The organism is Rhodococcus erythropolis R138 (assembly GCF_000696675.2).
In the GTDB taxonomy this organism is placed as follows: domain Bacteria; phylum Actinomycetota; class Actinomycetes; order Mycobacteriales; family Mycobacteriaceae; genus Rhodococcus_F; species Rhodococcus_F erythropolis.
Genome location: NZ_CP007257.1, coordinates 214878 through 239597 on the forward strand (window position 1 = coordinate 214878; position 24720 = coordinate 239597).

At 60.2% G+C, this 24720-nt stretch carries 17 protein-coding genes and 4 pseudogenes; 9 read left to right on the plus strand and 12 right to left on the minus strand.

The genetic code is table 11. The features are described from left to right. The first annotated feature begins 230 nt into the window (after window positions 1-230). Window positions 231-604, plus strand: a pseudogene (locus tag H351_RS30085) (hypothetical protein). On the opposite strand, the gene H351_RS30090 reads toward H351_RS30085, so the two are convergent. Continuing rightward, on the minus strand, window positions 583-882 hold the full coding sequence (locus tag H351_RS30090) for a MerR family transcriptional regulator (RefSeq protein ID WP_051636615.1): 300 nt from the start codon (window positions 880-882) through the stop codon (window positions 583-585). The pseudogene H351_RS30085 and the gene H351_RS30090 sit on opposite strands and share 22 nt — an antisense overlap. A 363-nt stretch (window positions 883-1245) precedes the next feature. Here H351_RS30090 and H351_RS32010 point away from each other — a divergent pair, with 363 nt between their 5' ends. The 3 genes from H351_RS32010 to H351_RS30105 all read left to right on the plus strand — a co-directional run bounded on the left by H351_RS32010 (window position 1246) and on the right by H351_RS30105 (window position 3211). Continuing rightward, window positions 1246-1524, plus strand: a complete 279-nt coding sequence (locus tag H351_RS32010; RefSeq protein ID WP_144440160.1) for a hypothetical protein — start codon at window positions 1246-1248, stop codon at window positions 1522-1524. Window positions 1525-1663: 139 nt separating this feature from the next. Next, entirely contained in the window at window positions 1664-2455 is a 792-nt protein-coding gene (locus H351_RS30100; RefSeq protein WP_029256858.1) for a SigB/SigF/SigG family RNA polymerase sigma factor, read from the plus strand. A 576-nt stretch (window positions 2456-3031) separates the two neighbouring features. Continuing rightward, a complete protein-coding gene (locus H351_RS30105; RefSeq protein ID WP_029256857.1) occupies window positions 3032-3211 on the plus strand; it encodes a hypothetical protein in 180 nt (59 codons plus the stop codon). Between the two features lie 371 nt (window positions 3212-3582). Here H351_RS30105 and H351_RS30110 read toward each other — a convergent pair. From H351_RS30110 to H351_RS30125, 4 genes and pseudogenes are all read right to left on the minus strand, one after another. Then, window positions 3583-4694 (minus strand): annotated as a pseudogene (locus tag H351_RS30110) (IS3 family transposase); the annotation flags it as partial. Continuing rightward, the gene (locus H351_RS32015; RefSeq protein ID WP_144440161.1) at window positions 4589-5173 is read right to left on the minus strand and encodes a hypothetical protein; all 585 of its coding nucleotides are present in this window, start codon (window positions 5171-5173) and stop codon (window positions 4589-4591) included. The gene H351_RS32015 and the pseudogene H351_RS30110, both read right to left, overlap by 106 nt. A 17-nt stretch (window positions 5174-5190) precedes the next feature. Continuing rightward, on the minus strand, window positions 5191-7185 hold the full coding sequence (locus H351_RS30120; protein WP_037119999.1) for a primary-amine oxidase: 1995 nt from the start codon (window positions 7183-7185) through the stop codon (window positions 5191-5193). Between the two features lie 228 nt (window positions 7186-7413). After that, complete coding sequence (locus H351_RS30125) at window positions 7414-8172, minus strand: SDR family NAD(P)-dependent oxidoreductase (protein WP_029256854.1); 759 nt, start codon at window positions 8170-8172, stop codon at window positions 7414-7416. Window positions 8173-8637: 465 nt separating this feature from the next. On the opposite strand from H351_RS30125, the gene H351_RS30130 reads away from it, so the two are divergent. The 5 genes and pseudogenes from H351_RS30130 to H351_RS31730 all read left to right on the plus strand — a co-directional run. Beyond that, window positions 8638-9951 carry an NtaA/DmoA family FMN-dependent monooxygenase gene (locus tag H351_RS30130; RefSeq protein WP_029256853.1) on the plus strand — a complete coding sequence of 438 codons (1314 nt, stop codon included), beginning with the start codon at window positions 8638-8640 and terminating at the stop codon, window positions 9949-9951. Window positions 9952-10022: 71 nt separating this feature from the next. Continuing rightward, window positions 10023-10784 (plus strand): TetR/AcrR family transcriptional regulator, encoded by a 762-nt coding sequence (locus H351_RS30135; RefSeq protein ID WP_144440162.1) that lies wholly within the window; start codon window positions 10023-10025, stop codon window positions 10782-10784. A gap of 726 nt (window positions 10785-11510) precedes the next feature. Further along, window positions 11511-11968, plus strand: a pseudogene (locus tag H351_RS30140) (NADPH-dependent FMN reductase). Beyond that, entirely contained in the window at window positions 11965-12462 is a 498-nt protein-coding gene (locus H351_RS30145; RefSeq protein WP_029256851.1) for a flavin reductase family protein, read from the plus strand. Before H351_RS30140 ends, H351_RS30145 begins: the two are co-directional and overlap by 4 nt. Further along, window positions 12428-12621, plus strand: a pseudogene (locus H351_RS31730) (3,4-dihydroxy-2-butanone-4-phosphate synthase); the annotation flags it as partial. The gene H351_RS30145 and the pseudogene H351_RS31730, both read left to right, overlap by 35 nt. A 959-nt stretch (window positions 12622-13580) precedes the next feature. On the opposite strand, the gene H351_RS30150 reads toward H351_RS31730, so the two are convergent. From H351_RS30150 to acs, 7 genes are all read right to left on the minus strand, one after another. Beyond that, window positions 13581-14570, minus strand: a complete 990-nt coding sequence (locus H351_RS30150; RefSeq protein ID WP_029256850.1) for an ABC transporter ATP-binding protein — start codon at window positions 14568-14570, stop codon at window positions 13581-13583. Then, a complete protein-coding gene (locus H351_RS30155) occupies window positions 14570-15667 on the minus strand; it encodes an ABC transporter ATP-binding protein (RefSeq protein WP_059016408.1) in 1098 nt (365 codons plus the stop codon). The genes H351_RS30150 and H351_RS30155 overlap by 1 nt, the downstream gene beginning before the upstream one ends. Beyond that, window positions 15664-16764, minus strand: coding sequence for an ABC transporter permease (locus H351_RS30160; protein WP_003943581.1), 1101 nt, complete (start codon window positions 16762-16764; stop codon window positions 15664-15666). The genes H351_RS30155 and H351_RS30160 overlap by 4 nt, the downstream gene beginning before the upstream one ends. Further along, window positions 16751-17707 carry an ABC transporter permease gene (locus H351_RS30165; RefSeq protein ID WP_003943571.1) on the minus strand — a complete coding sequence of 319 codons (957 nt, stop codon included), beginning with the start codon at window positions 17705-17707 and terminating at the stop codon, window positions 16751-16753. Before H351_RS30165 ends, H351_RS30160 begins: the two co-directional genes overlap by 14 nt. Before the next feature lie 619 nt (window positions 17708-18326). After that, complete coding sequence (locus H351_RS30170) at window positions 18327-19139, minus strand: SDR family NAD(P)-dependent oxidoreductase (RefSeq protein WP_030003151.1); 813 nt, start codon at window positions 19137-19139, stop codon at window positions 18327-18329. 67 nt (window positions 19140-19206) lie between these two features. Further along, the gene (locus H351_RS30175; protein WP_244891534.1) at window positions 19207-20619 is read right to left on the minus strand and encodes an ABC transporter substrate-binding protein; all 1413 of its coding nucleotides are present in this window, start codon (window positions 20617-20619) and stop codon (window positions 19207-19209) included. Between the two features lie 1926 nt (window positions 20620-22545). Next, a complete protein-coding gene (acs, locus tag H351_RS30185; RefSeq protein WP_059016410.1) occupies window positions 22546-24477 on the minus strand; it encodes an acetate--CoA ligase in 1932 nt (643 codons plus the stop codon). Window positions 24478-24720: the final 243 nt, after the last annotated feature.

Genomic DNA, 24720 nt, shown 5'->3' on the forward strand with positions numbered 1-24720 from the left:
CGCGCATACCATGACCTGCATCTTCGTACAGGCTGCCGTCGAAGCCACTAGTCAACGAGGAACCGAAGGAAGCCAGATGATGGCCGGGTGAGGCTCACCGACTGGGACGCTCCGAGTGGCGTGGGCTGCTCAGAGGTAGGATGCATTTCAGTTCCTGGTCGATGCCGGGGCAAAAGGTTGTCTTTACGCCTCGCCTGGTGCGTGGCGGTGTTCCGCACGGGTAGGACGGCATGCCTCTCACGAAGAAATTTTCCGAGATGTACGACGACGCGCTGACTGCACTTGCCGCGGCGTCCCAACGGCCCGCCAACGTCGTCAATGTGGAAGGCCACTACGCCATTCGCGTCGACCTCGAGTACAACCGCTACGTCCTGGCCACGAACGCTCCGCGAGGATTGTGGGACGAACCTGACGCCAGCAATCCTGGTCGGTGCGTATCTTTCAAGCCGGTGAAGACGACACGGACACGCTACTCGCCGAGGTGAAGAAACCGTGGCTCATCGACGCCTTCGATTCCGCAGTCGAATACCTTGAAGCTTGCGGAAATATCATCGTTGCCGACGCGGAATTCGGCAGCCTTCGTCATACCGGCGAACTGGGCTGAACAGCCTCGGGCGTAACTTCCGGTTGTGCTTCCCCAGACGTTTCGCTTAGCTGAGCAATCCGCGCAGCAAGGACAGCGTTCTCGGTTTCCAATGAGAGAATGACACCGATTCCGGCCAAGTTGATTCCCTCGCCGATCAACGCGGTAATGCGGCGGAGTTTGTCGAGGTTCGCCGCGCTGTAGCGCCGCGTTCCTCCGCTGGTGCGTGCAGGGGTCAATAGTCCCCGACGTTCGTAGAGTCTCAAGGTTTGTGGGCCGACTCCGGACAGTTCCGACATCACGGAGATTCCGTAGACCCCTCTGTTGGCGTGCGCTGCATCCTTCAATGCCCCAGCACTCTCCTTCAATGCCGCCGAATATTTCTCGACTTTAACATGTCGGTGCGCCGTTCCCTTCGCTCGCGGTAACTCAAATCTGATGCTCGTTGATACAGATTTCTTTCACCCGCGAGACCATTTTGCGCGGGGGAGATGGTCGTAAGGCTGATTTCAGGTGTTCGTGGGCTCTATGGACTCGGCCGTTCGACTTTCGTTCCTTCGATCACTGCCCCACGTGTTGCCCTTTATCTGTATCGACTGATATAGATTTACGACGGCGAATAACTCAGATGCACGTTGAGCACTCGCACGTCGGGAGCACGAATGACCACTGCCATGTCCTCCACCCACGGTGGCCTGAGCATCACCTGCTCGGCGAGGGGAACCGCGGAGCTCACAGGGCGTATCCCCGTGATGCTCCGCGTCATCCGCATGTCGTGGCGGGCGGTGACGATCGATGTCGTCGTGATGATGGTCATTGCCGTGATCTTGGGCGGAATAGTCGATTCAGCGCTCGCCGGTCCACTCTCCGGGGCTGTGTTCGCTCTGGCGGCGGCGATGGTTTTCCGGAGCGTTCGCCAGTCGATCAACACCCGAGAATGAAAATGAAGGAGACGACGATGTCGGCAACACGATGCGTACGCCGTTTCGGCACCTCGACGGTGTCTTCACTTCAGCGAGGATCTACTGTTCCGCGGCGTTCCTCGCAGGTGATCGCCAGGGGAGAGGGGTTGGCATTCTCATGAGCACCCACACGCGAGACGCCGACTACACGCACCTTGCGGCCCTATTCGAACAGATGGCTTCAACACCGAACGATGACGAACGCTGCGAACGTCTACGCACGCAGATCATCGAGTCGTGTCTACCGCTGACCCGAAACATCGCATTGCGATACCGTGGCCGCGGACAAGCCCACGAAGAGCTTGTACAGGCCGCCAGCGTTGGTCTGGTCAGTGCGGTGCACCGCTTCGATCTCGCCAAGGGCAAGGATTTTCTCGCCTTCGCGATTCCGACGATGGTAGGTGAAGTGCGCAAACACTTCCGGGACCGCGGCTGGGACGTTCGTGTTCCGCGCTCGCTGCAGGAAAACTATCTCGCGCTCAACAAGGCCCGGTCTTCCCTCACTCAAGCCCTCGGACGCGAACCAACCGTGCCGGAACTGGCAAAAGAACTCGCAGTGGAACCTGCCGAGATCGCCGAGATCGTCGCCGCCGGAGGTTCCTATCACGCAGCGTCCCTCGATGCGGCAACCATCAACGACGGACGTTCGATCGCAGACACCCTGGGAGACTTCGACTCTGCCCTCGAAGGCATCGACAACCATGAAACTCTCCGACCGGCGCTACTTGCACTTCCTGAACGAGAACGCACCATCGTGCTCTACCGATTCTTCGGCGAACTGACCCAAGCGGAAATCGCTGAGAAGGTCGGTCTGTCCCAAATGCACGTCTCCCGACTGCTCGCACAATCACTCCAAGCACTCCGAAAGACACAGTCCCTCGCAGCGCTCGAGACCGCCGTCGCAGCGTGAGCTAGTTGCCAAGAATTGCGGATTCGTGCCTAAACCGGGTACGAAACAGTTCGTGATCGGAAGCGTCGTCGATTACGGCGTCCAGACAGCGGACAGGCCGGTGACGTCCGTGTACCCGTTGACCTGCCGGGCAGGCGGCAGGATCACGAACCTGCCTGGAGCACCTTGGTCAATGTGATCGTCACAGCCCAGTTCTCCTCGGGTGGGCCGGCGGGACGTCCTCTCGAGGTCCACTACGTCGGCCAGGGTCCCCAGGAAATGCCATCCGAAGCAGGAAGTGCTCTGGTGATCTGACCCTTTGTTGCCCCAGCGCGGCTCACCCGTATAGCGGCGGTACCGTCGCCGTCGAATGCGCATGTCAGGGCGCTGGAGGGGAGGGCGAGACCGGGGGGGGGGGGCGCTACCTGCGATTGATTCCATCGTATCGGTCGATCCACTGTTGATCGGTGAGCTTAGGGACCCCGGCGGCCTTCGCTGGTATCGCAGGCGTCTCCTGAACTGGCACACCGGACGTCACAACCTCGGAGTCGAAGAAGTGAAGGTGCCGGAAACGACCTGCAACGTAGAATTCAGCGCATGGATGCAGTACACACGGTGGCATTGATGGCGGTGATCCCCATGGCAGGGGTCGCGGTGTTCGCCATCGGGGGCGCCCTGCTGGGGAGGCGAGCGCGTTCACTGCGTCGTCAGGGCAGATTGCACTATTCGGCGCGAACGACGCCGGGATCGGATGTCTCCAGCAACCTCAGCATGTAGACAGAGGGCAGCTTCAGCCCTCACGCGTCCGAATGTGTTAGAACAGCACCGGTCGGCTCGGACGGACTGCGCGCCGCAGCGGTCTCGGAGACCTGGATGTTATTGGCCGGCAGCGACGCGGAAGACGATGATGGACCAGTTCTCCTCCGCCGTTCACGGCGCCGCATTGCTGTTACAGATCGTGTGGCCGACGGCGTTATCTCAGGGACTGCGATGTTCTCCAGTTAACGCGGTTGAAATCGTCCGGTATATGGATGGGCAAACGCACCCTTAAACCCGCAGGAAGCCGCTGAGGCAGTATGAAGCATCCCGGCGAGTCCGGAGACTTACTGATTTGAGAACTCCGCAATTCGCGTCGTTCTGTGTTCACCCTAGTAGAACGCCTCGAGTTCAGCCGGCGGCACATCGCCGCAGTGCTCGTAGAGACGTCGGTGGTTGAACCAGTCCACCCATTCCTACGTGGCGATTTCCACATGTTCGACCGTTCGCCACGGCCCGCGAGGTTTGATCAGTTCGGTCTTGTAGAGCCCATTGATTGTCTCGGCGAGAGCGTTGTCGTAGCTCGACCCGGTAGACCCGATCGAGGCATCGATACCCTCCTCAATGAGTTTGTCGGTGAACGTAATTGACGTGTTCTGCGACCCTCGGTCGTTGTGGTGAATGAGCCCCGACAGATCCGTAATCTCCTCTCGGCGTCGGGTCCAGATCGCGTGCTCGATGGCATCGAGCACCAACGGTGTCGTCATCGTCGTCGCGGTTCGCCACCCGAGGATTCGGCGTGAGTACGCGTCGAAGACGAACGCGAAGTACACCCAACCCGACCATGTCGAAACGTAGGTAAAGTCGGCTACCCACAACATGTTCGGTGCGATCGGGTTGAACTTTCGTTGCACCAGATCGTCCGCGCGATGTCCTTGTGGATCGGCGATGGTGGTGCGTTTGGTCTTGCCTCGACGGGCACCTTCGAGCCCGAGAACACCCTTCAACCGTTCGACCGCGCACCGCGCGACCTCGATGCCCTCTCGACGCATTTCTAGCCACACCTTGCGTGCGCCGTAGACCGAATAATTCTCGGCATGCACACGGCTGACCTCGATCTTCAGCTCTTCGTCGCGCACGGCCCGCCGCGACGCAGTACGGTTGCGGGCCTCGTAGTAGGTGGACGGCGCAATTGAACAGCCGTGCTCGCTGAGCACCCTGCACATCGGCTCGACGCCGTACTCACTCTTGTATCGGTTGATGTAGTCGAGGATCACTTGTTGTTGCGGTCGAGCTCCGCTGCGAAGAAAACCGACGCCGACTTCAGAATCTCGTTGGCATGCTTGAGTTCCCGATTCTCAGCGCGAAGCTTGCGCATCTCCGCCGCCATTTCGCTCGTCACACCAGGCCGCTCGCCGGCATCAGTTTGTGCGCTCCGAATCCAATTGAGCAGCGTCTGCACTGTTCCGATACCGAGTTTGTCGGCGACGGATTCGACCGCGGCTCCTCATGCTCGGTCTGCTTCTCCGAATGACACCATCGGCCGTGAGATGTCGATACCCACAACCCGATCATCCCCAGGGCCAGTTCGGTGACTGTCAGGATCAGCGAAGCCTGCATGGGAACATTGGGGCTGATCGGGCCCACATCACCGCCCGCAACAATGTCCATATGGTGATGACCGGAGTCGTGCGATCCGGGCAGGTGTACCGCGACCATTCCCACGGACATCAGCGACGTCATTGCCCAAGCGCCCGCCGATGCGCGTCGCACCAGATGCACGCCGCAGGCAATACACGCCAATGTCATCGCGGCCCACAATGCCGATTGGACGAAAGGCATCGTGCCCAGCATCGAGCCGTGTATTGCCGCATTGGCGAGCGCGATGGTGAAGGCGCCTAACCGCGCGGCCCGTCCGAAAGACCAACCAACTGTCGGTTCCCGGACCGGCCGCGGCGCAGGACCGTCCCATTTGGTTGACATTGGGCCCGGCCTGTAACTCAGGACTTGTGGCAGTTCGCAGCGCTGTCTCCGCCGCAGTCGTCTTGACCGACCGCCGGCGGCGGTACGTTCAAAGTGGGGTTTTTGTCGAAGAAGTTGTAAGGGCGGAGACTGAATTTTGCGTAGTCCATGGGCATGATGGGCCAATCCTCAACACGGGGAAAGTGCGTCAGTCCGAAGGTGTGCCACAGGACCAAGTCCTTTCCGACCAGGGGAGCGTCGCCCGAAATGAAGTCCGGGATGCCCTGGCCGCCAGGACTGTTCGTCACGAAATCACCTGCGGCATAACGCTCGGCCGGGTCGTACTCGGTCACGAAGAGGTGTTTGGTGGCGAATGCGGCACGGGAGCTGACGGACGACGAGGCGTCGGCCATCAAGGTCGGGCTGTCAGTCGGATGCAAGACATATGAAGTCGGATACCCGAGTCTGTTCGTTGCTTCGGTCGACGCGATCTGCCACACTCGTCCCTTGCTGCCGTCGGATGTACGACCGGAAACTTGCTCCGAAACGATCGGAGTGACGGACTTGGTGAACGCGTTCCCGTGCGGATTGGTCGGAGAAACTGGAAGTCTCACTGCATCGATCTCGTTGACCACATTCGCAGTCCCGTCCACGCTCAGGTCCAGGCGCGCGCCGAAGAGGTGCTGGTGATACGGGGCGCCCAGGCCAGGAGCGACCTCGGATGCGAATGCGTACTTCTCGCCGTTCTCGTCGTCACCCGGATACGCAGAGGTGAAGAGGATGCCCGTTAGTTTCGCTTCGCATTCGATGGTCCCGTCCAGATAGAGGTACCAGAAGAATCCGTAATCGTAGTTGCCGACATTGGTGAAGAACGAGATCACCAGCCGGCGTGCTCGACGGACCTCGTGGGCTCCGGTAAACGGATCGGTATGCTTCCAGAGCGAACCATAATCCTCCTCGTGCATGCAGATGGCATTCGGAATAAGGCGTGGCACTCCAGACTCGTCAGCGAAAACCCCATCAAAGTACTTGATCTCGCCAACGCAGTCGCAGCCGAGCGTAAGCGAGTTCGTAAAGCGCCCATAGATGATCTCACCGGCATCAAAATAGTTCTGCCAGAAACGATTAGGGCCCGGATCGCCGTACGGAACGACCATCTCACTGATCGATCCACGATACATGACGGGGCGCTGGACACCCTTATCTGTGAAGCTCACTTGGTGAAGGACGAGACCTTCGCGCACGTCGAATCCGATACGCAGTTTCCAATTCGCCCATGTGACATGCTCACCGTCCACCGAAAAGCTCGCCCCGTCGGGCTGAGTGATCTTGATCGGCTTGAGTCCTTCCAGCGGCGGACCCTGCACTTCGGGATCGTCGTAGTTTCCGCCCTCGGCTGGCACCGCGAACTCGTGCACGTCGAGGATTTTCAGGATGGCTCCAGTATCGACATCGGCATATGCCGACAGGCCGTCCACAGGGTGCGCCCAGGGGTGATCCTTGGGATGGTCCTGCTTGAAGGCCAGGCATCTCACGATGCGCTTGCCGTCTTCGTCTTCGTATCCGAAGTTTCCGGCCGGAAGCGGGATTACCGTCACATCCGCCGGCGTCAAGTTGCGGGAGCTCAGAGCCTTTGTCCACGCAGCGTTCTCGGCGAGGATCGTCATGATCTTGCCCTGTTCCGAGTCGAGGACCGGCAGTCGGCCTTTCGAGCCGTCGACGGCAGCCGATTTGACCACGCTGCTCGATGACAGTGAGACCACTCGGTCGACGGACAATCCCGTGCTGGGATCCAGCAACCAGACCCGGGCCTGCCTGTCCGGCAGTGGACCGCCACTGGCCTCCCACGCCAGGTAATCGGCCTTCACGGGTTCCTCGAGACCCACGTAGGCGAATCGAGTGCTCTCTGTGAAGTCGGGTGTTCTTTCGACTATTCCACGGATGGCGTCGATCTCAGTTCCGCTGAGTGATGCGAGAGGATGGACGCTGGCCACTGGTCGCATCGACGTGGAAGCCGGTTCGGTGAGGGACATGGAACAAATCTCCTTGGATGTTGGCTCTGAGACTCGATACGCGAGTGGTCCAGACGCGGCAAGCGGACCGATTACTCAGACTGTTCACAGATTGATGAAAGTAGAAGCAGTGCTCGATTCCAGACGGGCTCGAGATATGTTGCAGCCAGGCATATTTCAGATCCTGGGTCGAGCGCTGCCCTGGGCCCCCGCGGCAGGGACGGGGCGACGAGGACAGGGCTCACGCCGTCAGCGCGTTTGGGAACCGCCGTTCAGATCGATTGTCTGTCCGGTGAGGCCGCCGGATTCGTCGGATGCCAGGTAGACGCACGCTGCGCCGATCTCTTCGGGCTCGCCCAGTCGTCCGATCGGAATTGCCGCCAGGATGTGTTCGATGACCTCTGGCGGCATGACGTCAGCGAGGTTCCTCTGCTCGCCCAGGGCGAGGATGTTCGCGGTGACGCCATACTGGCCTGTCTCCGCCGCGAGATGTCGCACGAATCCCTCTATGCCACTTTTTCCGGTCGCGTACATGGAGACGTTGATGTTCTCACCCGCACGCGCCGACCCGGATGAGATCTGTACAACTCGTCCCCATCCTCCCTCGCACATCCCGTCGATGACTGCTTTGGTGCAGTTCAATGAGCCGTAGATGTTCAGGTCGATGGGCAGTCGCCACAGATCCGGCGTCAGTTCACGGAAGGGCAGGTTCCACCGCCCCTCCGCTATGCCGGCATTGTTGACCAAGATGTCGACATGGCCACCGAGTTCGGTCTCGGCGGCGCGAATGTGTTCGATCGTCGCTTCGTAATCGGTTACGTCCCAGGCGGATGCGAGCGCGCGATTGCCCTCCGAGGTGATCTTCGCTGCAACCGACTCTGCCCTGTCCGCGTGCAAGTCGTTCACGATTACCGATGCGCCCTGTCGAGCCAGCACTGTAGCGATGCCCGCGCCCACACTTTGTCCGGCTCCTGTGACCAGCGCTGTATGCCCATGTAGATCGAACACAGGTAACTCCCTTCGAGTAGGCGATTGTGACTACTGAAGGATTCCCCAGCAGCGCGACACGGCCAGTGTCTACACGGGACCTCGGCCGGTGTCACCGAAATCGATAGGTGACGACGTCGTATTGAGCAACACTACGACAGGGCGGATGCCAAACAAGTAATAATTTGTTACGGCCATGTTACGTATATTCGTCCCAGGCGATCGGGGCGCCGGACCCGAGGGCCTTGAATTCCAGTGGCCTGAACCAGATAAATACACGTTTAAACAGGTGGTATGTCGATCGATCGTTCACTGTCGAGGGTAGTCTGCAACGGGAGGTTGATGCGTGTGACCGAAAAACTCTCGACGAAGTTAACGATAACGCGACACAAATGTCACAAAAAATTGCTAGCGTGATTTTATCGCTTCACGCCGCATCGTGAGCGATTCCTCAGCCTTCCTCAGCCTCTTGTAGGGACAACTTGTATGACGAATACCAAATTTCACCTGGGCTACTTCACCAAGTTCGGCAAGCCCGCGTGGGCTCTCGACACCGAGAAGTCGATTGGGGCGAATTGGCCCGATGGGTCCTACCACGTCGATCTTGCCAAGAAGTTGGAAGCCGCAAAGTTCGACTTCGTCCTCTTCGAGGACACGACCGTTGTCGCTGACAAGTTCGGTGACACGATGGAACTGGATCTCAAGCATGCGGTTCTCGCGCCGAAGCATGATCCACTCCCGTTGCTGCCCTTGATGGCTCACGAGACATCGAATATCGGTCTCATTTCGACTGCCTCCACGACGTTTTACGAACCGTTTGTGCTTGCACGCTTGTTCTCCACGCTCGACTCCCTCACGGGTGGTCGTGTCGGCTGGAACATCGTCACCTCGAGTGAGACCAACGCAGCCAAGAACATCGGTCTCGATGCACTGCCGCCCCACGCGGAGCGTTACGCGATCGCTGACGAGTATGTCGAACTTGCCGTCAAGTTGTGGGAATCTTGGGAAGAGGGAGCCCTCGTTGCGGACGAAGAGACCGGCGTTTACGTCGACTTCACCAAGGTCCACACAGTCGATCACGTCGGCAAGTACTTCAAGTCGCGGGGCCCCCTCAACACATTGAGGTCTCCTCAAGTCGCACCGTTCCTCAGTCAGGCAGGAGCGTCAGATCGTGGACGTAGTTTCGCGGCCAAGAATGCGGAGATGGTCATCGGTCTTACGGCCGGCGGACTCGAAGGAATGAGGGAGCTGCGCAAGGATATTCGTGGGCGCGCCGAGTCGTTCGGCCGCAACCCCGACGACATCAAGATCATCTACCTTGCCAACGGGCTTCACTTTGCCGGAACTGCACCCGTACTCGATGAGGCTACGCAGCAACGTATGGACCAAGCGTCGTTCGAGTACGCGATCACCATGGGTGCGTCGACGATGGATGTCGACTTCTCGCAGTACGACCTCGATGGCCCTATGGATCAGAACATGACTGCCGGTGGTCACACCTCAGCGCTGGATTTCGTGAAGCAAGCCGGCGCCCAGGGAGCGACGCTCCGCCAGGTCTTCTCCAGCGGCATGAGAGCCGAGGGCGGCTTGGATCTCACCGGAACCCCTGAGGAAATCGCGGAAAAGATGGCGGATGCCATCAACGAGGTTGGAGGCGACGGCTTCCTCCTTGAGGGGGGTGATCTGGCCAGCAGCATCGACGTCATCACTGACGAGCTCGTTCCCGCTCTGCAGCGTCTGGGAGCCGTGCGCTCCGAGTATCAGGGTCGAACCCTCAGGGACAACATGCTCGAGTTCTGAGCGGATTCGTCTGTGCCACTCATATCGGGCAGGGGTGGCGTCAGACCGGCTGACGCGCACGCTCTTGCAGGGTGAGGAACCTTTGGCGCCGCCGGACCGCAGCCTCTTTCGCATACGCGGTCCCGATTGCCGCTTCGCGAGCGCAGCTATACTGCTATGGCGCTGTCGCAGAGTATGGCGGCGTATTTTGTGTGGGTTGGGAAGGCGGTCCGGCAGTGATGCCGAAGAGTGTGTTCGTGCCGAAGGTTGAGGTACGTGGTCCGGATCGTCGCCGCAAACTGATCGAGGCCACGGTGCGGCTGCTGATTCGCGACGGTATCGCGGGCATCAGTCATCGCGCAGTCTCCGACGAAGCGGGCCTGCCGATTTCGGCCACGACATACTACTTCTCGACCCTGGACGCACTCCTGTCGGCGACATTCCGTGCGTTGTTCGAAGCGTTCATTCTGGATCCTGCGACCCGACCTCATGTGGCGAAGGGTTCCTTGGATGACGAGATCGAAAACGTCGTGAACGGCTTCTTCGGTACGGTCCCGGAGCGGGCCGAGTCCTACCGAGTTCTGTTCGAACTGCAGTTGGTCGCCAGTCGTCGGTCGGATTGGCGTGGCCATTCGTCGATCTACTGGGAGGGCCTGCTACAGGGCGTCGAAGCGCAACTGGGGGTTTCCTCGAACACCGCACGTGCGGTAATTGCGCTGTTCGACGGATACATCGTGGCTTTTCTCAGTACCGGGTTCATTCCCACGCGTGAGCAGTTTCGCTCCCTCGTGACCATTATCGTTAGCAACGATAGTGGTGCGAAGACTGAAAATTACGAGAGTCGCCCTCGGTAAGATCCGCGGTAGTTTGAGATCGACATGATCCGCTGCGCGACCTTGGCCAGGCGTAGCGCGGCGCCGTCCCTCGGTCTGCACGTCTTCTACTGCTTCACTGCGGGTAGCCGGAAGTTGTCGGCGTGTCCGCGTGGAATGACAGCAGGTCGGGACGGTTGCGATTTCGTCGCGGCCGGATACTGCACTCCTCTCATTCGTATCCTGTCGAGGAGGGGTGGTAGCTGGACCCGCCTCGGATGCACGTCTGGTGGCGTAACGAAATTTCGAGCAATTGAGCTGGTGTGAGGCGTACGAAGTCCACTACGAGCTGAAGCCCCTGCTGTCCTAGGGATAGTCATTCTTGTACAACGGTTTTCGGTATTCGCTCCGGTCTGCCATGGAGATCGCCGCCGATCGGAGTGATCGCCGAATTTCACCCTCATGCACTATCCAGGACCGAACACCCGAATGAGACCTTTCGAGGACTGCATGGGCGGCGACATCAAGGAACTCGGTCCAGACTTGATGGCGGAGCCGTCGAGGTTTCCGCTTCGGGCAGTTCGACGATGTGGCCGACAGATGACGCATCGGCGCAGGCGCCGAGTGTAGCGAGGTAGGACGGCACATTCGTGAACCCGTTCACAGGAGAACCAACCGGGCCTCCGGGCCCAACCTTTCAACTTCGAAGGGAACCAAATTATGAAATTGACTGTCGTGGCATGAAACCCGAAGCCCGGCTCGCGGACATTGGATGCGGCCTCGACTCTTTCTCGAGCACTGACTGGTTCGGAGCCCGATGCGGTAGTGGACGTGATCGCGTTGGGATCCGGGCTGTTGGAGTGGGGAGACAATGCGGTGAAGGGTGCGGTGGAGTCGGTGTCGTCGTCAGATCTGGTGGTGGTGGCATCGCCGACATTCAAGGCCACGTACACGGGGTGCTGAAGGTGTTCCTGGACCAGTTCGCCGGCGGTGAAGGATTGCGGGATGTGGTGGTGCCGGTGATGTTGGGGGCGGGTCCAGGCCATACGATGGCCCCGGATGTTTTTTTGAAGCCGGTGTTGGTGGAACTGGGTGCAACGGTGCCGGCCCCTGGTTTGTATCTCATCGATTCGACATATTCGACGGATTCGCTCATCGCTGACTATGTGGAGCGGTGGGGCAAGATCCTGCTGGCCGCTACGACCACCGGGACGGAAGCACGATGACTCTCACCCAGACGGGTCTCGATTCGGCCACGCTGCGTCATGCGTTTGGGCAGTTCCCCAGTGGGGTCGTGGCGATCTGTGCTGCGTTCGACGGCGAGCCGATGGGGCTCGCGGCGAGTAGCTTCGTCGGTGTGTCGCTGGATCCGCCCCTGGTCGCGTTCTGTGTGCAGGACACCTCGACAACGTGGCCGAAGTTGCGCACTGGGGAGCGACTTGGCGTCAGTGTGCTTGGGGAGGTGCACGAGGGCGCGGTGCGGACCCTGGCGGCGAAGACCGGCAACAGGTTCGACGGGTTGGCGACCACGACTACGGATGAGGGTGCCATGTTCGTGGACGGGGCGTGCGCGTGGCTGGATACAACGGTGACCCAGGAGGTACCTGCAGGGGATCACGTCATCGTGCTGATGCGGGTGAACTGGCTAGAGATGCGGGATGCCATGCCGATCGTGTTTCACCGCAGTGGGTTCAGTCGACTTCAGCTGTGCGCGGAATGAGTGCCGTCGAGGCGGCCTCGCAGCCTTGCGTGCCAGTTGTCCAGCGCTGGTGGCGGACGACCGCGTCGGGAGAACGAAGGCGATGTAATCCTCGCTGCCGGTGACGTATCGCAGGAGTGGGACGCCTGGATGGTGCGGTACACCTCGGGACTGCTCTGTGTTACGACCGTGAACTCACCGAAGATGCAACTATTGTCTTCGCGAAAATGACTGTGCTGGATAGTATTGCAGCTCTGATCGGGAGTGCCGGTGATGGCTACGACAGGCGCGATTGCTTCTGAATCATCCAAGTGGAACTTGCCCTCCGATGTAGTAGGACGACATTGCGGCCGCAATCAAAATGCACACGGGGGTACAGGCAATCATGTACCCGGTTCCGAAGCGGCGTGAGCGAGAACGTCCCATGCCCATTGGTGAGGGAAGCAGACATACAACCCACCCGCCCCACCAGCTGATCCAGAAAGATGCCGCCGTCTGGTGCAGGTCTGTCCAAAGCGTGAGTGGCGGTATCGGTTCCGGTGTAGGTACACCGAAGATGTTCTGGCCGAGAGAAGTTAGCGGAAGGTAGAGGAACACGCTGACCATAAATCCGGTGAAACTCCTATGTCAACACTCTGTTGGGGACGATCTGGACTGGAATTGGTCATATTTAGGTTATTTCGGCCCACGACTGCGCTGAGCCCAAGCCGTGTATCGGGGGGTTCTTTGTGAGCCGGGGGCGTAGTTTTGGCGCGCGCACTCGAAGTTGATGTTTCCGTACTCGACGTGCGGTTTCGCGAAGTCGTTCATGTGGCGCACCTGTGTCTCGGGATGAAATCTCTGTGATGGTTGACAGCGCTTCCTGGTTGATCGGTCGATGCGGTTGTCAGAGGGCTGGCATGTTGGCGCACGGTTGGACGTGATCCCTGGTTCCCTGTTGTGGTCCATCGAAAGGGGCATCGCAGATCCTCGTCCGCACCGACATGACAGCTCCATGGTGCCGACGGACGGCGCGCCAACGGTGGATCGTCGTCTTCGCACCCCACCCTGAAACATCTGAGCAGACTTGGTCATAGGCACCGTTTCTTGAGAGGCTGCCCCGCGGGGTGAGTGTTGCGTGACGATGGGTCTAGTTCATCTCATACGTGGTGGCACGCCACCTGGTGTCCGCCCTCGACGAGACGAAGTTCGGGAACTTCCTCGGCGCAGAGATCGGTGGCCAGCGGGCACCGCGTGCGGAAGCGGCAGCCACTGGGCGGATTGAGCGGCGAGGGCAGTTCGATGACCTTCTGCTCGACGTTCTGCGCCGCGGTGACGGTGGCGTCGGGATCGGGAATCGACGACAGCAGTAGCTGCGTGTACGGGTGCAGCGCGCGGTTCTGCATGTCTTCTGCGGGAACGATTTCGCAGACGCGGCCCAAGTACATGATCATCACGCGGTCGCTGATGTTCTTCACGACGGCCATGTTGTGCGCGATGAACAGCAAAGACAGCCCGTGACGCTTCTTCGCGTCCTCGAGCAGGTTCAGAATCTGCGCCTGCACGGAGACGTCGAGGCTCGAGACCGGCTCGTCACAGATCAGGACCTTGGGGTCGAGCATCAATGCGCGGGCGATGCACACGCGCTGGCACTGACCACCCGAGAGTTCGCGCGGGGTTCGGTCCCACACCATGTCCGGGTCCAGCCCGACCTCGGCAAGAACCTCGCGCGCCCGAGCTTCGATGGCGGCCTTGTCTTTTCCGCCCCAGATCGACGGACCCTCGGTGATGAGAGCTTTGACCTTGCGTCGCGGGTTCAGGGAGGAGATCGGGTCCTGGAAGATCATCTGCAACTGAGTGCGGCTGCGACGCAATTCCTCCGCGCCCAGTGCCGTCATTTCCGTCTCACCCAGGCGAATGGAGCCCGACGTCGGTGAGGGCAGCTGCATGATCGCCCGGCCCGCCGTGGACTTGCCACAGCCGGATTCACCGACCACGCCCAAGGTTTCGCCCGGAGCGACGGTGAAGCTGATTCCGGACACGGCGTGAACGGTCTGGCCCTTGCCGACGTTGAATTCGACGACCAGGTCCTCGACCGTCAGGGCCGCGTCCACCGTCTCTGGCTTTCTGGTATCGGTTGCTGCAGTCATCAGACCATCTCCTTCACCGCGAGCGTCAGGCCCGCTGCGGTAGTGCCGGCCTTCTCGTTGGCGACCAATGCCGTTGTGCCTTCCGGGGTGTCGACCGGGTAGTGGCACGCGAACGTGTGGCTTTCGGTTGTGTTGTCTCCCGGACCGCCGGGTGCCAGGGCCGGGTCGCCGGTCAGGCAGTCGTCCTGGGCGTAACGGCAGCGGGCGGCGAAGCGGCAGCCGGTGATCGGCTTCGTCATGTCCGGGAGACCGCCCGGAATTGTCTGCAGCACTGTGTGCGTCGGTGATTCGAGTCGCGGAATCGCGGCCATCAGCGCTTCGGTGTACGGGTGGCGAGGACGAGTGAACAACTCTTCGGTTGCCGACGTTTCCACGACGGAACCGGCGTACATGACCGCAACACGGTCCGATCGACCCGAGACCACACCGAGGTCGTGGCTGATCAGGATGACGGCCATGTTGAGCTTGTCGTTGAGTGAGGCGAGCAGATCGAGAATCTGCTTCTGCACCGTCACGTCGAGGGCGGTGGTCGGCTCGTCGGCGATCAGCAGTTTCGGCTCGCAGGCCAGGGCCATCGCGATGACCACGCGCTGTCGCATACCGCCCGACAGTTCGTGTGGGTACTGATCGAGCCGACGCTTCGGCTCGGGGATGCCCACCATCGACAGGAGTTCCGCTGCGCGATCGCGGGCCGCGTCCTTCTTCAGACCCAGGTGGAACTTCAAGGATTCGGTGATGTGGGTACCGATGCGCTTGAACGGATTGAGCGAGGTCATCGGATCCTGGAAGACCATGGCGATCTCGGGTCCCCAGAAGTGCTTCATCTCCGACTTCTTCATCGTCGACATGTCGCGGCCGGCAAACGTCACCGTTCCGGTGATGTCGAGAGCCGGACCCTTCTGGAGCAATCCCATGATGGTGCGTCCGAGAACCGACTTGCCGGAACCGGATTCACCGACGATGCCGAGAGTCTCGCCGGCGGAGACGTGGATCGAGACGCCGTCGACTGCTCGCAACTGGCCACGGGGAGTGGCGAATACGGTTCTGATGTTGTCCGCCTGCAGCAGCGGAACGCCGTGCTGAGCTGAAGTGGTCACAGCTTACTCCGATACTTCTCGCCGATGAGGTTGAAGGAGAACACCGTCAGGAAGAGGAAGACGCCTGGTACCAGGACGATGAACGGATGCTTCTCCACGATCCCGCCCTGACCTTCCGCAATCATGTTGCCCCACGTCGGATCAGGTTGTGCGATACCGAGTCCGAGGAAGCTGAGTGACGCTTCCGCGACGATCAGGCCGGAGACGGCCACCAGGCCGAGCGCGGCGACGGGGACGAGGACGTTGGGAACCAGCTCGCGCCAGATGACGCGCCATTTGGTGGCGCCCATCGCCCTCGCGGCAAGCACGAACTCCCGTTGGGCGACGACGATGGTGTTGGCCCTGGCGATTCGAACCATGCTGGGAATGCAGAGAATCGAAAGTGCAAGGGTGATGTTGCGCAGGTTCGACGTGAGCACCGCCGCCAGTGCGATCAACAGCACCAGGGAAGGAATGGCCAGCAGGGAGTTGGTCAGGATTCCGACGACTGCGTCGACCTTGCCGCGGAAGTAACCGGCCATGACGCCGATGGTGCCCCCGATGATCATGCCGATCAGTACGGCGCAGATTGCCACGGTCAAGGATGCTCGAGCACCGAACAAAGCGCGGGCAAGCAGGTCGAGACCGAAGTTGTTGGTACCCAACGGGTGATCTGACAGCAGGCTCGGCGAGGCGAAGCCCGGCTCGGCCAAGGTCTTGACCGTGTCCTTGTACTCACCGAGCGGCAGCAGCGGTGCGAAGATCGCGGCCAGGATCAGTGCGACCAGCCAGATGCACGCCAGCCAGTACGAGAGATCGAACTGACTGCCCCACTTGGACGTACCGAGTTTGCCGAGACCTTTGAAGAGGAAAACCAGGGCAACGAGCGCGAGCACGATGCGGACGGTCATCATGATGGCCGAACCGAAGAGTGCGGTGCCGAGCAGCGCAACGCCGACCACCGTGAGAATCGATCCGATCAGGACCAGATTCTTGGGCTGTTCCAACGTCTCGACGGGACCGGGAGCCAGCAGGACTGTCTGCTGCCGGTATGTCATCACCTCGGACGGGGCCGGCGACGGGGCCGCTCCGTCTGGCGTCACTTCAGACATGGACACGACGACTCCTCGGGTCAAGATAGGTGTACAGAACATCGATCGCACTGTTGACGAGGACGTAGATGACCGCGATCACGACCACCGCGCCCAGCAGCATCGGTGAATCACCCTGCTGCGCTGCGCGGACGATGAGCGTGCCCATTCCGGGCAGCGAGAACAGCGTCTCGACGATCACGGTGCTGCCGATCATGCCGCCGAGAGCCAGACCCATCATCGTGATGAGCGAGAACGACGACGGGCGAAGCGCGTCACTGAAAAGCACTCGCAGCGTGGGCATTCCCTTGGCCTTCGACGCGAGGATGTAATCCTCACGGAGCGTCGTCACCAGGTCGGAGCGGAGAACGCGAGTGAACATCGCCATCTCGAGGAGGCTGATGGTGATCGCGGGAAGTATTGCGTGTGAGAGGTTTCCGGACAGGCTGTCTCCGATGCGCACCCACTGTGATCGCGGGAACCAGCCGAGCCAGTTGACGGTGACCATGATCAGCAACAGACCGGCGAGGAAGCTCGGGACGGACAGAACACCGAACGTCGCGGCGCTGATGACGCGGTCGATGACGCCACCCTCGTGGTGCGCCGACCAGAGTGCGAGCGGAACTGCGACGACGAGGGCGATGACCAGACCCATCACTGCCAACTGAACGCTGACGGGGAGAGCGGAACTGATCGCGGTGAGGACGTCCTGCTGCGGGGGAACGAGCGAGTTGCCGAGGTCGCCCTGGAGAGCGCTGGTCAGCCAGTCCCAATAGCGAACCAGGAGTGGATCGTTGAGCCCGAGCTGCTGCCGAACCTCCTCGTACTCGGCAGGCGTTCGGCCTTCACCGAGAACGGAGACAGCGGGATCGCCGGGGATCAGTGATGCCAGCACGAAGGTTCCGAAGCTGACGATCAGGATCACAATGACGAGCTGGCCCAATTTCTTACCTATTGCGCCGATGTTCATCGATTTCGTCTCCTTCGGACAGCGAGCTCGCAATACACAGCAGTTCCTCTGATTTCAGGTCTTCGTTCGACTCGGTTAACGTGTCTAGTTTCGAGGGAATAATTGCGGAACTGGACACGCATTGATGTATTTACCTGATCTGTCCCGATTCTTCTTTGCGGCAAGGGGTTACTGTCCGCGGCTTCGTCACACCAGGATCATGGTGGCGGCAGTTGGCGCCACCCGTGCACGACTTTCTGCCAAGTGACGGAAGTCATCAACGCACTTGTCGAAACATTGGGAGCTGTCTCCTTCCGCGGAGTCTGGATTTCCCCGATGACCCGCCGGAACGCAGTCTCGTCCCCGAAAGCCTGCGACAGCACCAGAAATGCACCCGTCAAGTTCGACCATCCGAGTCCGAAACGCGGGGTCTATGCCGCAATGTTGCGATTAACTTGCTCCAATGTCTGTGCGAAGGAAGTGTTTCTCGGCAAGGATCCATCTGCCGAGATATTGCTTGGGGGATCGGGAAGATCCCGAGCTCACAGATTGGCCTGAAACCGGCATGCACCGGAACGAACGAATCCTCCGATGTCGACGGTGTCGCCAGCCGTCGCCACCGTCTCTGACACATAATCCGTCAGACCTTTGTCAGCATCCCTCCGTCGCACACAAAAGAGGCTGCCGTGATGTACTGCGCCGCATCTGATGCGAGAAACGCAGTCAGTTCGCCAGCGTCATCAGGGGTCCCTATGCGACCGAGAGGCACCCTCGACTTCAGATTTTCTTGCAGTTCTTCCACGTCGAGCGCCTGTCCGAGTTGGACGCGACGTGCGAACGACGCCCGAAGCAGTGGCGTATCGATCATTCCGACATGGATCGAGTTCACCCGAACTTTGTGCGGACCCAACTCGCGAGCGGCGCACATCGTTAGCATGCGCGCGGCTGCTTTGGAAACGCTGTAGGGAAGATTACTCGGGTCACCGGTGTAAGCACCGATCGACGAATTGTTGATCACAGTGGTGCCGCCAGCCCAATAGGTAGACCGCTTTACAAGAATATTTCGAAACGTCTTGAGCCCCAGAAACTGACTCTCGAAGTTTACCGCCATGCAGCGTTGGAGGTGCTCAAGCTCGACGGTCTCCAAGGTACCTGCGAAGCTTGAGCCAGCGTTATTGACCAAGATGTCGAGGCCCTCAAAACGTGCGACGATTTCTTCCCGCACGCGCACCCAGTCCTGCTCGGACGACACATCGTGGTGAAGGTAGTGGGTGCGACCTTGTCCGTGTTCACGGTCCAAGATTTCGAGGGAGCGGAGGGCAGCGTCATCGTCGACGTCAGAGAAAATCACATCAGCACCTGCCCGCAACAATGCACCTACGATCCCCTGCCCGATGCCCTCGGGATGCGCTGCGCCAGTTACTAGGGCTTTGCGTCCCGTCAAGTCTGCCACGTTGTCATCCTTCGCTTGGTGAACCAATCTGGATCGGCTCCTACGGAAAATTGCGTGTCGACATTTGTCACTGCGAGGAATCGTTTGATAGCCAAGTCTTTCCGAACAACATGATGCCGTCCGCACTTGGCGTGACTCCATGGACGTTCTTGCTCCAGGGGATGAAGAGTTTAGCTGCGCTGAGGGGAACCGATGGCACGGTTTCGTTGACTAGTGTCTGGATCTTCTCAAGCACCATTCGGCGCTCGCTCTCGGATGGAGCGGTCTGCAGCTTGCCGAGCAAAGTGTCCATCTCGGGGTTCTGGTATCCGAGTACGTTAGACGGAGATTCGCTGTAGAAGTTGCCGTACATTCGCACGTACGGCGATTCGTCGAGGATGTTGAACCCGCTGTTGCCGATGTCGTAGTCATGCTGGGCATACATGCGTTTGACCAGATCGTTGATGCTTGTGGCGTAGACGATGTCGACGGTGAAACCTACTGCCTGCAGCATCGATTGGACGGCCAATGCGCTCTGTTGGGTGCCTGGGTCGTTGAGGCCGACGTACGTGAGCTTGCCGTCATATCCGTCTGCCTTGGCCTCGGCGAGTAGCTTCTTCGCCGCCTCGGGGTCGTAACCGGGGCCTGCGATTTCGCCGTGCCATCGCGACCACGACTGGAACATTTCGGTGCCCGGGCTTCCGAAGCCGGCTTGGGCCCGCTGAAGGAAAATTTCTGGGTTGGAGGCCGCAGCAATAGCTTTTCGGACTCGTACATCAGACGTCGCCCGTCCTGGCCGCTGATTGATAGCTAAGTTGTCACCCATGCTCGCGGAGTAGACGTAACCAACGTCCCCAGCGGCAAGGGCGTTGTGCACCACTTCGGCGCCACGTAGGTACGCGGCCTGAATGCCGCCGGTGTGCAGTGCGTCGAGCTTCGCCTGCTCGCTGACTATGGCGGGGAAGCGCAGCTTGTCCAGATTTGGTTTGCCGTTCCAATACTGCGGGTTCGCTGCCAGTACTAATTCGTCTTGGGATGCGAACTTCTCAACTGTGAAGGGACCGGCACCGATCGGGGCGAACGTCCCGGATGCCATCGACGACGGCGCCACGACCATGCCAGGGCCCGTGGTGAACATGATGGGGAACTCGTTCCAGGGTTGCCTAAGGGTGAAAATTACCGTGGCCGGGTCCGAGGACTGTATGTCCGCGACCGTTCCCTTCCACACCTGCGAGTGTGTGGCTTTCTTGTCGAGGTAGTGGTTGATACTCCACTGCACCGCCGCTGCATCCACCGCGGTGCCGTCGCTGAAGGTCGCGTTCGGACGCAGCTTCAAAGTCCATATGGTGTTGTCGCTGTTCGCCTCCAACGACTGCGCCAGTTGCGGCTGGTACTCCTGGGTCTGTGCGTCGTACCGGATGAGGAGATCGTAGATGGATGCCATTTCACTGCCACCGGTGGCGCCGCCGTCCTGACGGTCTGCCGGATCCAGACTGCTCACACCATTGAATGTTGCGAACGACAGCGTGCCACCCGCGATAGGTTCGCCACCGTCGGACTGCTCACCGACCAGTCCGGTTGATATTCCCGTACTGTCGGTTCCGGAACTGGTACCAGAGCCAGCGCAACTGGTCAGGGCCACTACTGCGGCGGCTGAAAGCAGCAGTGCCCCAGTGGAAGTAAAGACGGTGTGTTTCAATGCGATTTCCTTTCGGGGAATCTGCGAGGCGTTGCGGCAAGCGGCGTAGTGACTTCCTGCGACTTCTCGTAAGTGGGGTTCCTGGGCTGTGCAGGGTATGTCGGGCTTGGGATCGCTGATATTCATAACCGCGGCCATGTCGCGTACGATGCTCAATCATGTTCTGCAGGAACGGATTTCAGATCAACATCTGCGTCGGCACATCGGGGCTTGAGACCAGGATCGTCGCGCATGAGGATCGTCGTGTGACGATGAACGCTCGCTGGTATTGACGCTGAGTGTTCGCCGGTGAGGCGCTCTCGGGCGATGTCGGGTCCAGTCCGACCAGTAGCAACAATTCACGCCGGAGCGAGACAATGGTTTTGATGCGGCCCCACGTGCGAGGTTCGGCGATAATAAGAACTTTGACCTGGCGGCACGGGTTCGGCGACGAGATCGGGTTTGCATGGTTGTCTGCCTCTGCGCGCGGGTCTCGCGCAGCGTGTGTGTGGTCATCGTAGCGAGCTCGATGCCGTCAATCTTGACGTTGTCCGATTTAGGTGCCGAAAGTTGCAGGTTGGAGCGGTCGGAGCTGGCAGTCTCCCCAACCGGATTCGCCGACGTTCCCGAGGGTGTTGCTGCGAAGAAGGTCGAAATTGATGTGTTCGGCATTATATGCAACATGGGGCCCGCGTTAGTCGGGAACTTCACGACGAGGTTCGCGAACGCAGGCCTCTCGTCTTTAGGTGGGTGCGCAATGCCAGTTCCGGCCATTAGATAGTCTCACTTCCGGCTCATTCGGGCCCGATCCAGGCAGTGGCAGCTGCTCGAAAGTGCCGCATCAGAACTCGAATTACTATGCACTGCTGGATGATCGCAGTATCACCATACAGAACTCAATATGAGATGCAACACTTGATCCGGAATTGGATCCAAAAATGCATCGGAATATTGACATCCGTCTTGATCGCAGTTCAAAGACGAATGACCGAACACAGGTGTCATGAAGTCCTTCATCCTGCATGCCTTGAAGCACTAACCGAACTTGGACTTTCATGGTCGTCGCGGGTAAGTCAGTGGTGTTGGCAGGTGAACGGGACCAAGGTGAGGGGAGTCGCGTTGCCACCTCCCTGGTGCTGCGCAAAGCGTCGCGCAGCTCGGTTTGGGCCGGCTGGTCGCTTCCTTGTGAAGGCGAAGGTGATGTGACAGTTGCCAACAGTGCCGGGGGCTCAAAGCGTATGGGTCGAGAGCCGACGCCTCAAGGCGATGTGCAAACCCTCAAAATGGTTGTACTAACGCCGACTCAGCCCAAAGGTTGGCGGGGTCATTTCAATCGCCCTGCGCGAGAAGGCTCCGTGTTGTGGAACTAGTTGGCAGAGGTAGGCAATGAGACTACCCGCTTACCTCAGAACACACGCCACGCACGCGTCCATCATTGCCGTGGAGTTGCCTCTTCCGCGCCACAACCCGAAGCAGGATTCGAGTGCCTCGGCGACCAGATCATGTGCCCAATCCGGTTCGGAGATGATCCCACTCTCGTAGAGCTTGCATGGCAGTCCGTGTCGATTAGCGGGACCGCGATTTCCTCAAAATCGCTTCGGCGTCGATACGGAGACCACGAACCTCAGGAACGTTGAGCAAGACCACACTCACGCCGCTGCGACGAGAACGACTCCCACGTCAAACGCGATTCAACCTGTATGAGTCTGCCGCGCTCCCCCTGGCTACGTGCTGCCGTTGAAACTGGCCCTATTTGCCGCGTATTGCGTCGAATACCTTGGGGTCGACCAGGGTTGAGGTGTCTCCGAGGTCTCGGCCTTCGGCTACGTCGCGCAGGAGGCGGCGCATGATCTTGCCGGATCGGGTTTTGGGCAGTTCCGGCACGATCGTGATTTGACGCGGTTTGGCGATGGGGCTGATGTCGGTGGAGACCTGCGCCTTGAGCTCGGCGATGAGGACCTCGCCCGTGTTCTCGACGCCTTCGCGCAGGATCACGAACGCGACGATGCCTTGTCCGGTGGTCTCGTCGGCGGCGCCGACGACGGCGGCTTCTGCGACGCCGTGATGGTTCACCAGTGCTGATTCCACTTCGGAGGTGGAGATGCGGTGACCGGAGACATTCATGACGTCGTCGACGCGGCCGAGGACCCAGAGTGCGCCGTCGTCGTCGTACTTGGCGCCGTCACCGGCGAAGTACCAGCCTTCTTCGGCGTAGCGGGACCAGTAGGTGTCGCGGTAACGGTCCATGTCGCCCCAGATGCCGCGCAGCATCGCCGGCCACGGCTCGTCGAGGACGAGGTAGCCGTTGCCGCCGGGGCCGAGGGGCTTGGCGTCGTCGTCGACGATCTTCGCGGAAATACCGGGCAGGGGTGCCATGGCGGATCCGGGCTTGGTGGCGGTGATACCGGGGAGCGGGGAGATCATGATCGCTCCGGTCTCGGTCTGCCACCAGGTGTCGACGATGGGTGCTTTGTTGCCGCCGATGACCTCGCGGAACCAGCGCCACGCTTCGGGGTTGATGGGCTCGCCCACAGATCCGAGGAGGCGGATCGAGGACAGGTCGTGGGCGTCGGGGATCTCGCGGCCCCACTTCATGAAGGTGCGCACGAGGGTGGGTGCGGTGTAGTAGATGGAGACGCCGTACTTCTCGATGATGTCGAAGTGGCGGTGCTCGTTCGGGGAGTTGGGGGTGCCTTCGTAGACGACCTGGGTGACGCCGTTCGAGAGGGGGCCGTAGACGATGTAGGAGTGTCCGGTGACCCAGCCGATGTCGGCGGTGCACCAGTAGACGTCTTGTCCGGCTTTGTGATCGAAGACGTTGTGGTGGGTGTAGGAGGCTTGGGTGAGGTAGCCGCCGGAGGTGTGGATGATGCCCTTGGGCTTACCGGTGGTGCCGGAGGTGTAGAGGATGAACAGGGGATGTTCGGCGTCGAAGGCCTGCGCCTCGTGCTCGGGTGAGGCTTGTGCGACGGTTTCGTGCCACCACAGGTCGCGGCCGTCGGTCCAGTCGACGTCGATGCCGGTCCGGTTGACCACCAACACGTTCTGGACGGAGTCGGCGCCGTCGACGGATTCGTCGACCGCGGTTTTGATGGGTGCTGCGGCGCCGCGTCGCCACTGGCCGTCGACGGTGACGACGAGTTTGGCTTGGGCGTCGTCGATGCGTGAGCGTAGGGCGGTGGCGGAGAATCCGGCGAAGACGACCGAGTGGGTCAGTCCGAGGCGGGCGCAGGCGAGCATGGTGACGATCGCTTCGGGGATCATCGGCATGTAGATTGCGACGCGGTCACCGGCGACGAGGCCGAGGTCGGTGAAAGTGTTTGCGGCGCGGCTGACTTCGGCGAGGAGGTCGTTGTAGGTCAGATCGCGGGAATCGCCGGGTTCGCCTTCGAAGTGAATGGCGACGCGGTCGCCGTTGCCGGCGAGGACGTGGCGGTCGACGCAGTTGTAGGCGACGTTGAGTTTTCCGCCGACGAACCACTTGGCGACGGGGGCGTCGGTCCAGTCGAGGACGTCGGTCCATTTCTCGTGCCAGTGAAGGCGCTCAGCCTGATTCGCCCAGAAAGCGAGGCGGTCGGTATCTGCGGCAGCCTGCAACTCCGGTCCCGCGTTGGCGGCCGCAGCGAACTCTGCGCTCGGCGGATATGCCTGGGGGACGTCTGTTTCGACGGAACTCGCCACAGTGCGTGTGCCTTTCTGTTGGTGAGTAGTGAGACAGCAGGGCCTGTCATCGGTTAAGGAGTGCTGTCGGCAGGAAGCTAGTGTCGCGATTCTGTGGCGTGTGTGGATTGAAGTTTCCCGCGTAGTGGACATTCCTGCGATTATGACCGCGAATGAGCGCCACTGTAATGGGGCTGGGTCGACATGTAGACCGAGTTGCCAAGCAGGCTCCCCGCATCAATTCGGCGGAGAGTCACAGTATTC

Excerpts from the sequence above, each read along its gene's own strand:
- H351_RS30120 (WP_037119999.1), bottom strand. The coding sequence starts at position 7,185 with ATGTCCCTCACCGAACCGGCTTCCACGTCGATGCGACCAGTGGCCAGC.
- H351_RS30165 (WP_003943571.1), bottom strand. The coding sequence starts at position 17,707 with ATGAACATCGGCGCAATAGGTAAGAAATTGGGCCAGCTCGTCATTGTG.
- H351_RS30100 (WP_029256858.1), top strand. The coding sequence starts at position 1,664 with ATGAGCACCCACACGCGAGACGCCGACTACACGCACCTTGCGGCCCTA.
- H351_RS30130 (WP_029256853.1), top strand. The coding sequence starts at position 8,638 with ATGACGAATACCAAATTTCACCTGGGCTACTTCACCAAGTTCGGCAAG.
- H351_RS30150 (WP_029256850.1), bottom strand. The coding sequence starts at position 14,570 with ATGACTGCAGCAACCGATACCAGAAAGCCAGAGACGGTGGACGCGGCC.
- H351_RS30090 (WP_051636615.1), bottom strand. The coding sequence starts at position 882 with ATGTCGGAACTGTCCGGAGTCGGCCCACAAACCTTGAGACTCTACGAA.
- H351_RS30105 (WP_029256857.1), top strand. The coding sequence starts at position 3,032 with ATGGATGCAGTACACACGGTGGCATTGATGGCGGTGATCCCCATGGCA.
- H351_RS32015 (WP_144440161.1), bottom strand. The coding sequence starts at position 5,173 with ATGTCAACCAAATGGGACGGTCCTGCGCCGCGGCCGGTCCGGGAACCG.
- H351_RS30145 (WP_029256851.1), top strand. The coding sequence starts at position 11,965 with ATGACTCTCACCCAGACGGGTCTCGATTCGGCCACGCTGCGTCATGCG.
- H351_RS32010 (WP_144440160.1), top strand. The coding sequence starts at position 1,246 with ATGACCACTGCCATGTCCTCCACCCACGGTGGCCTGAGCATCACCTGC.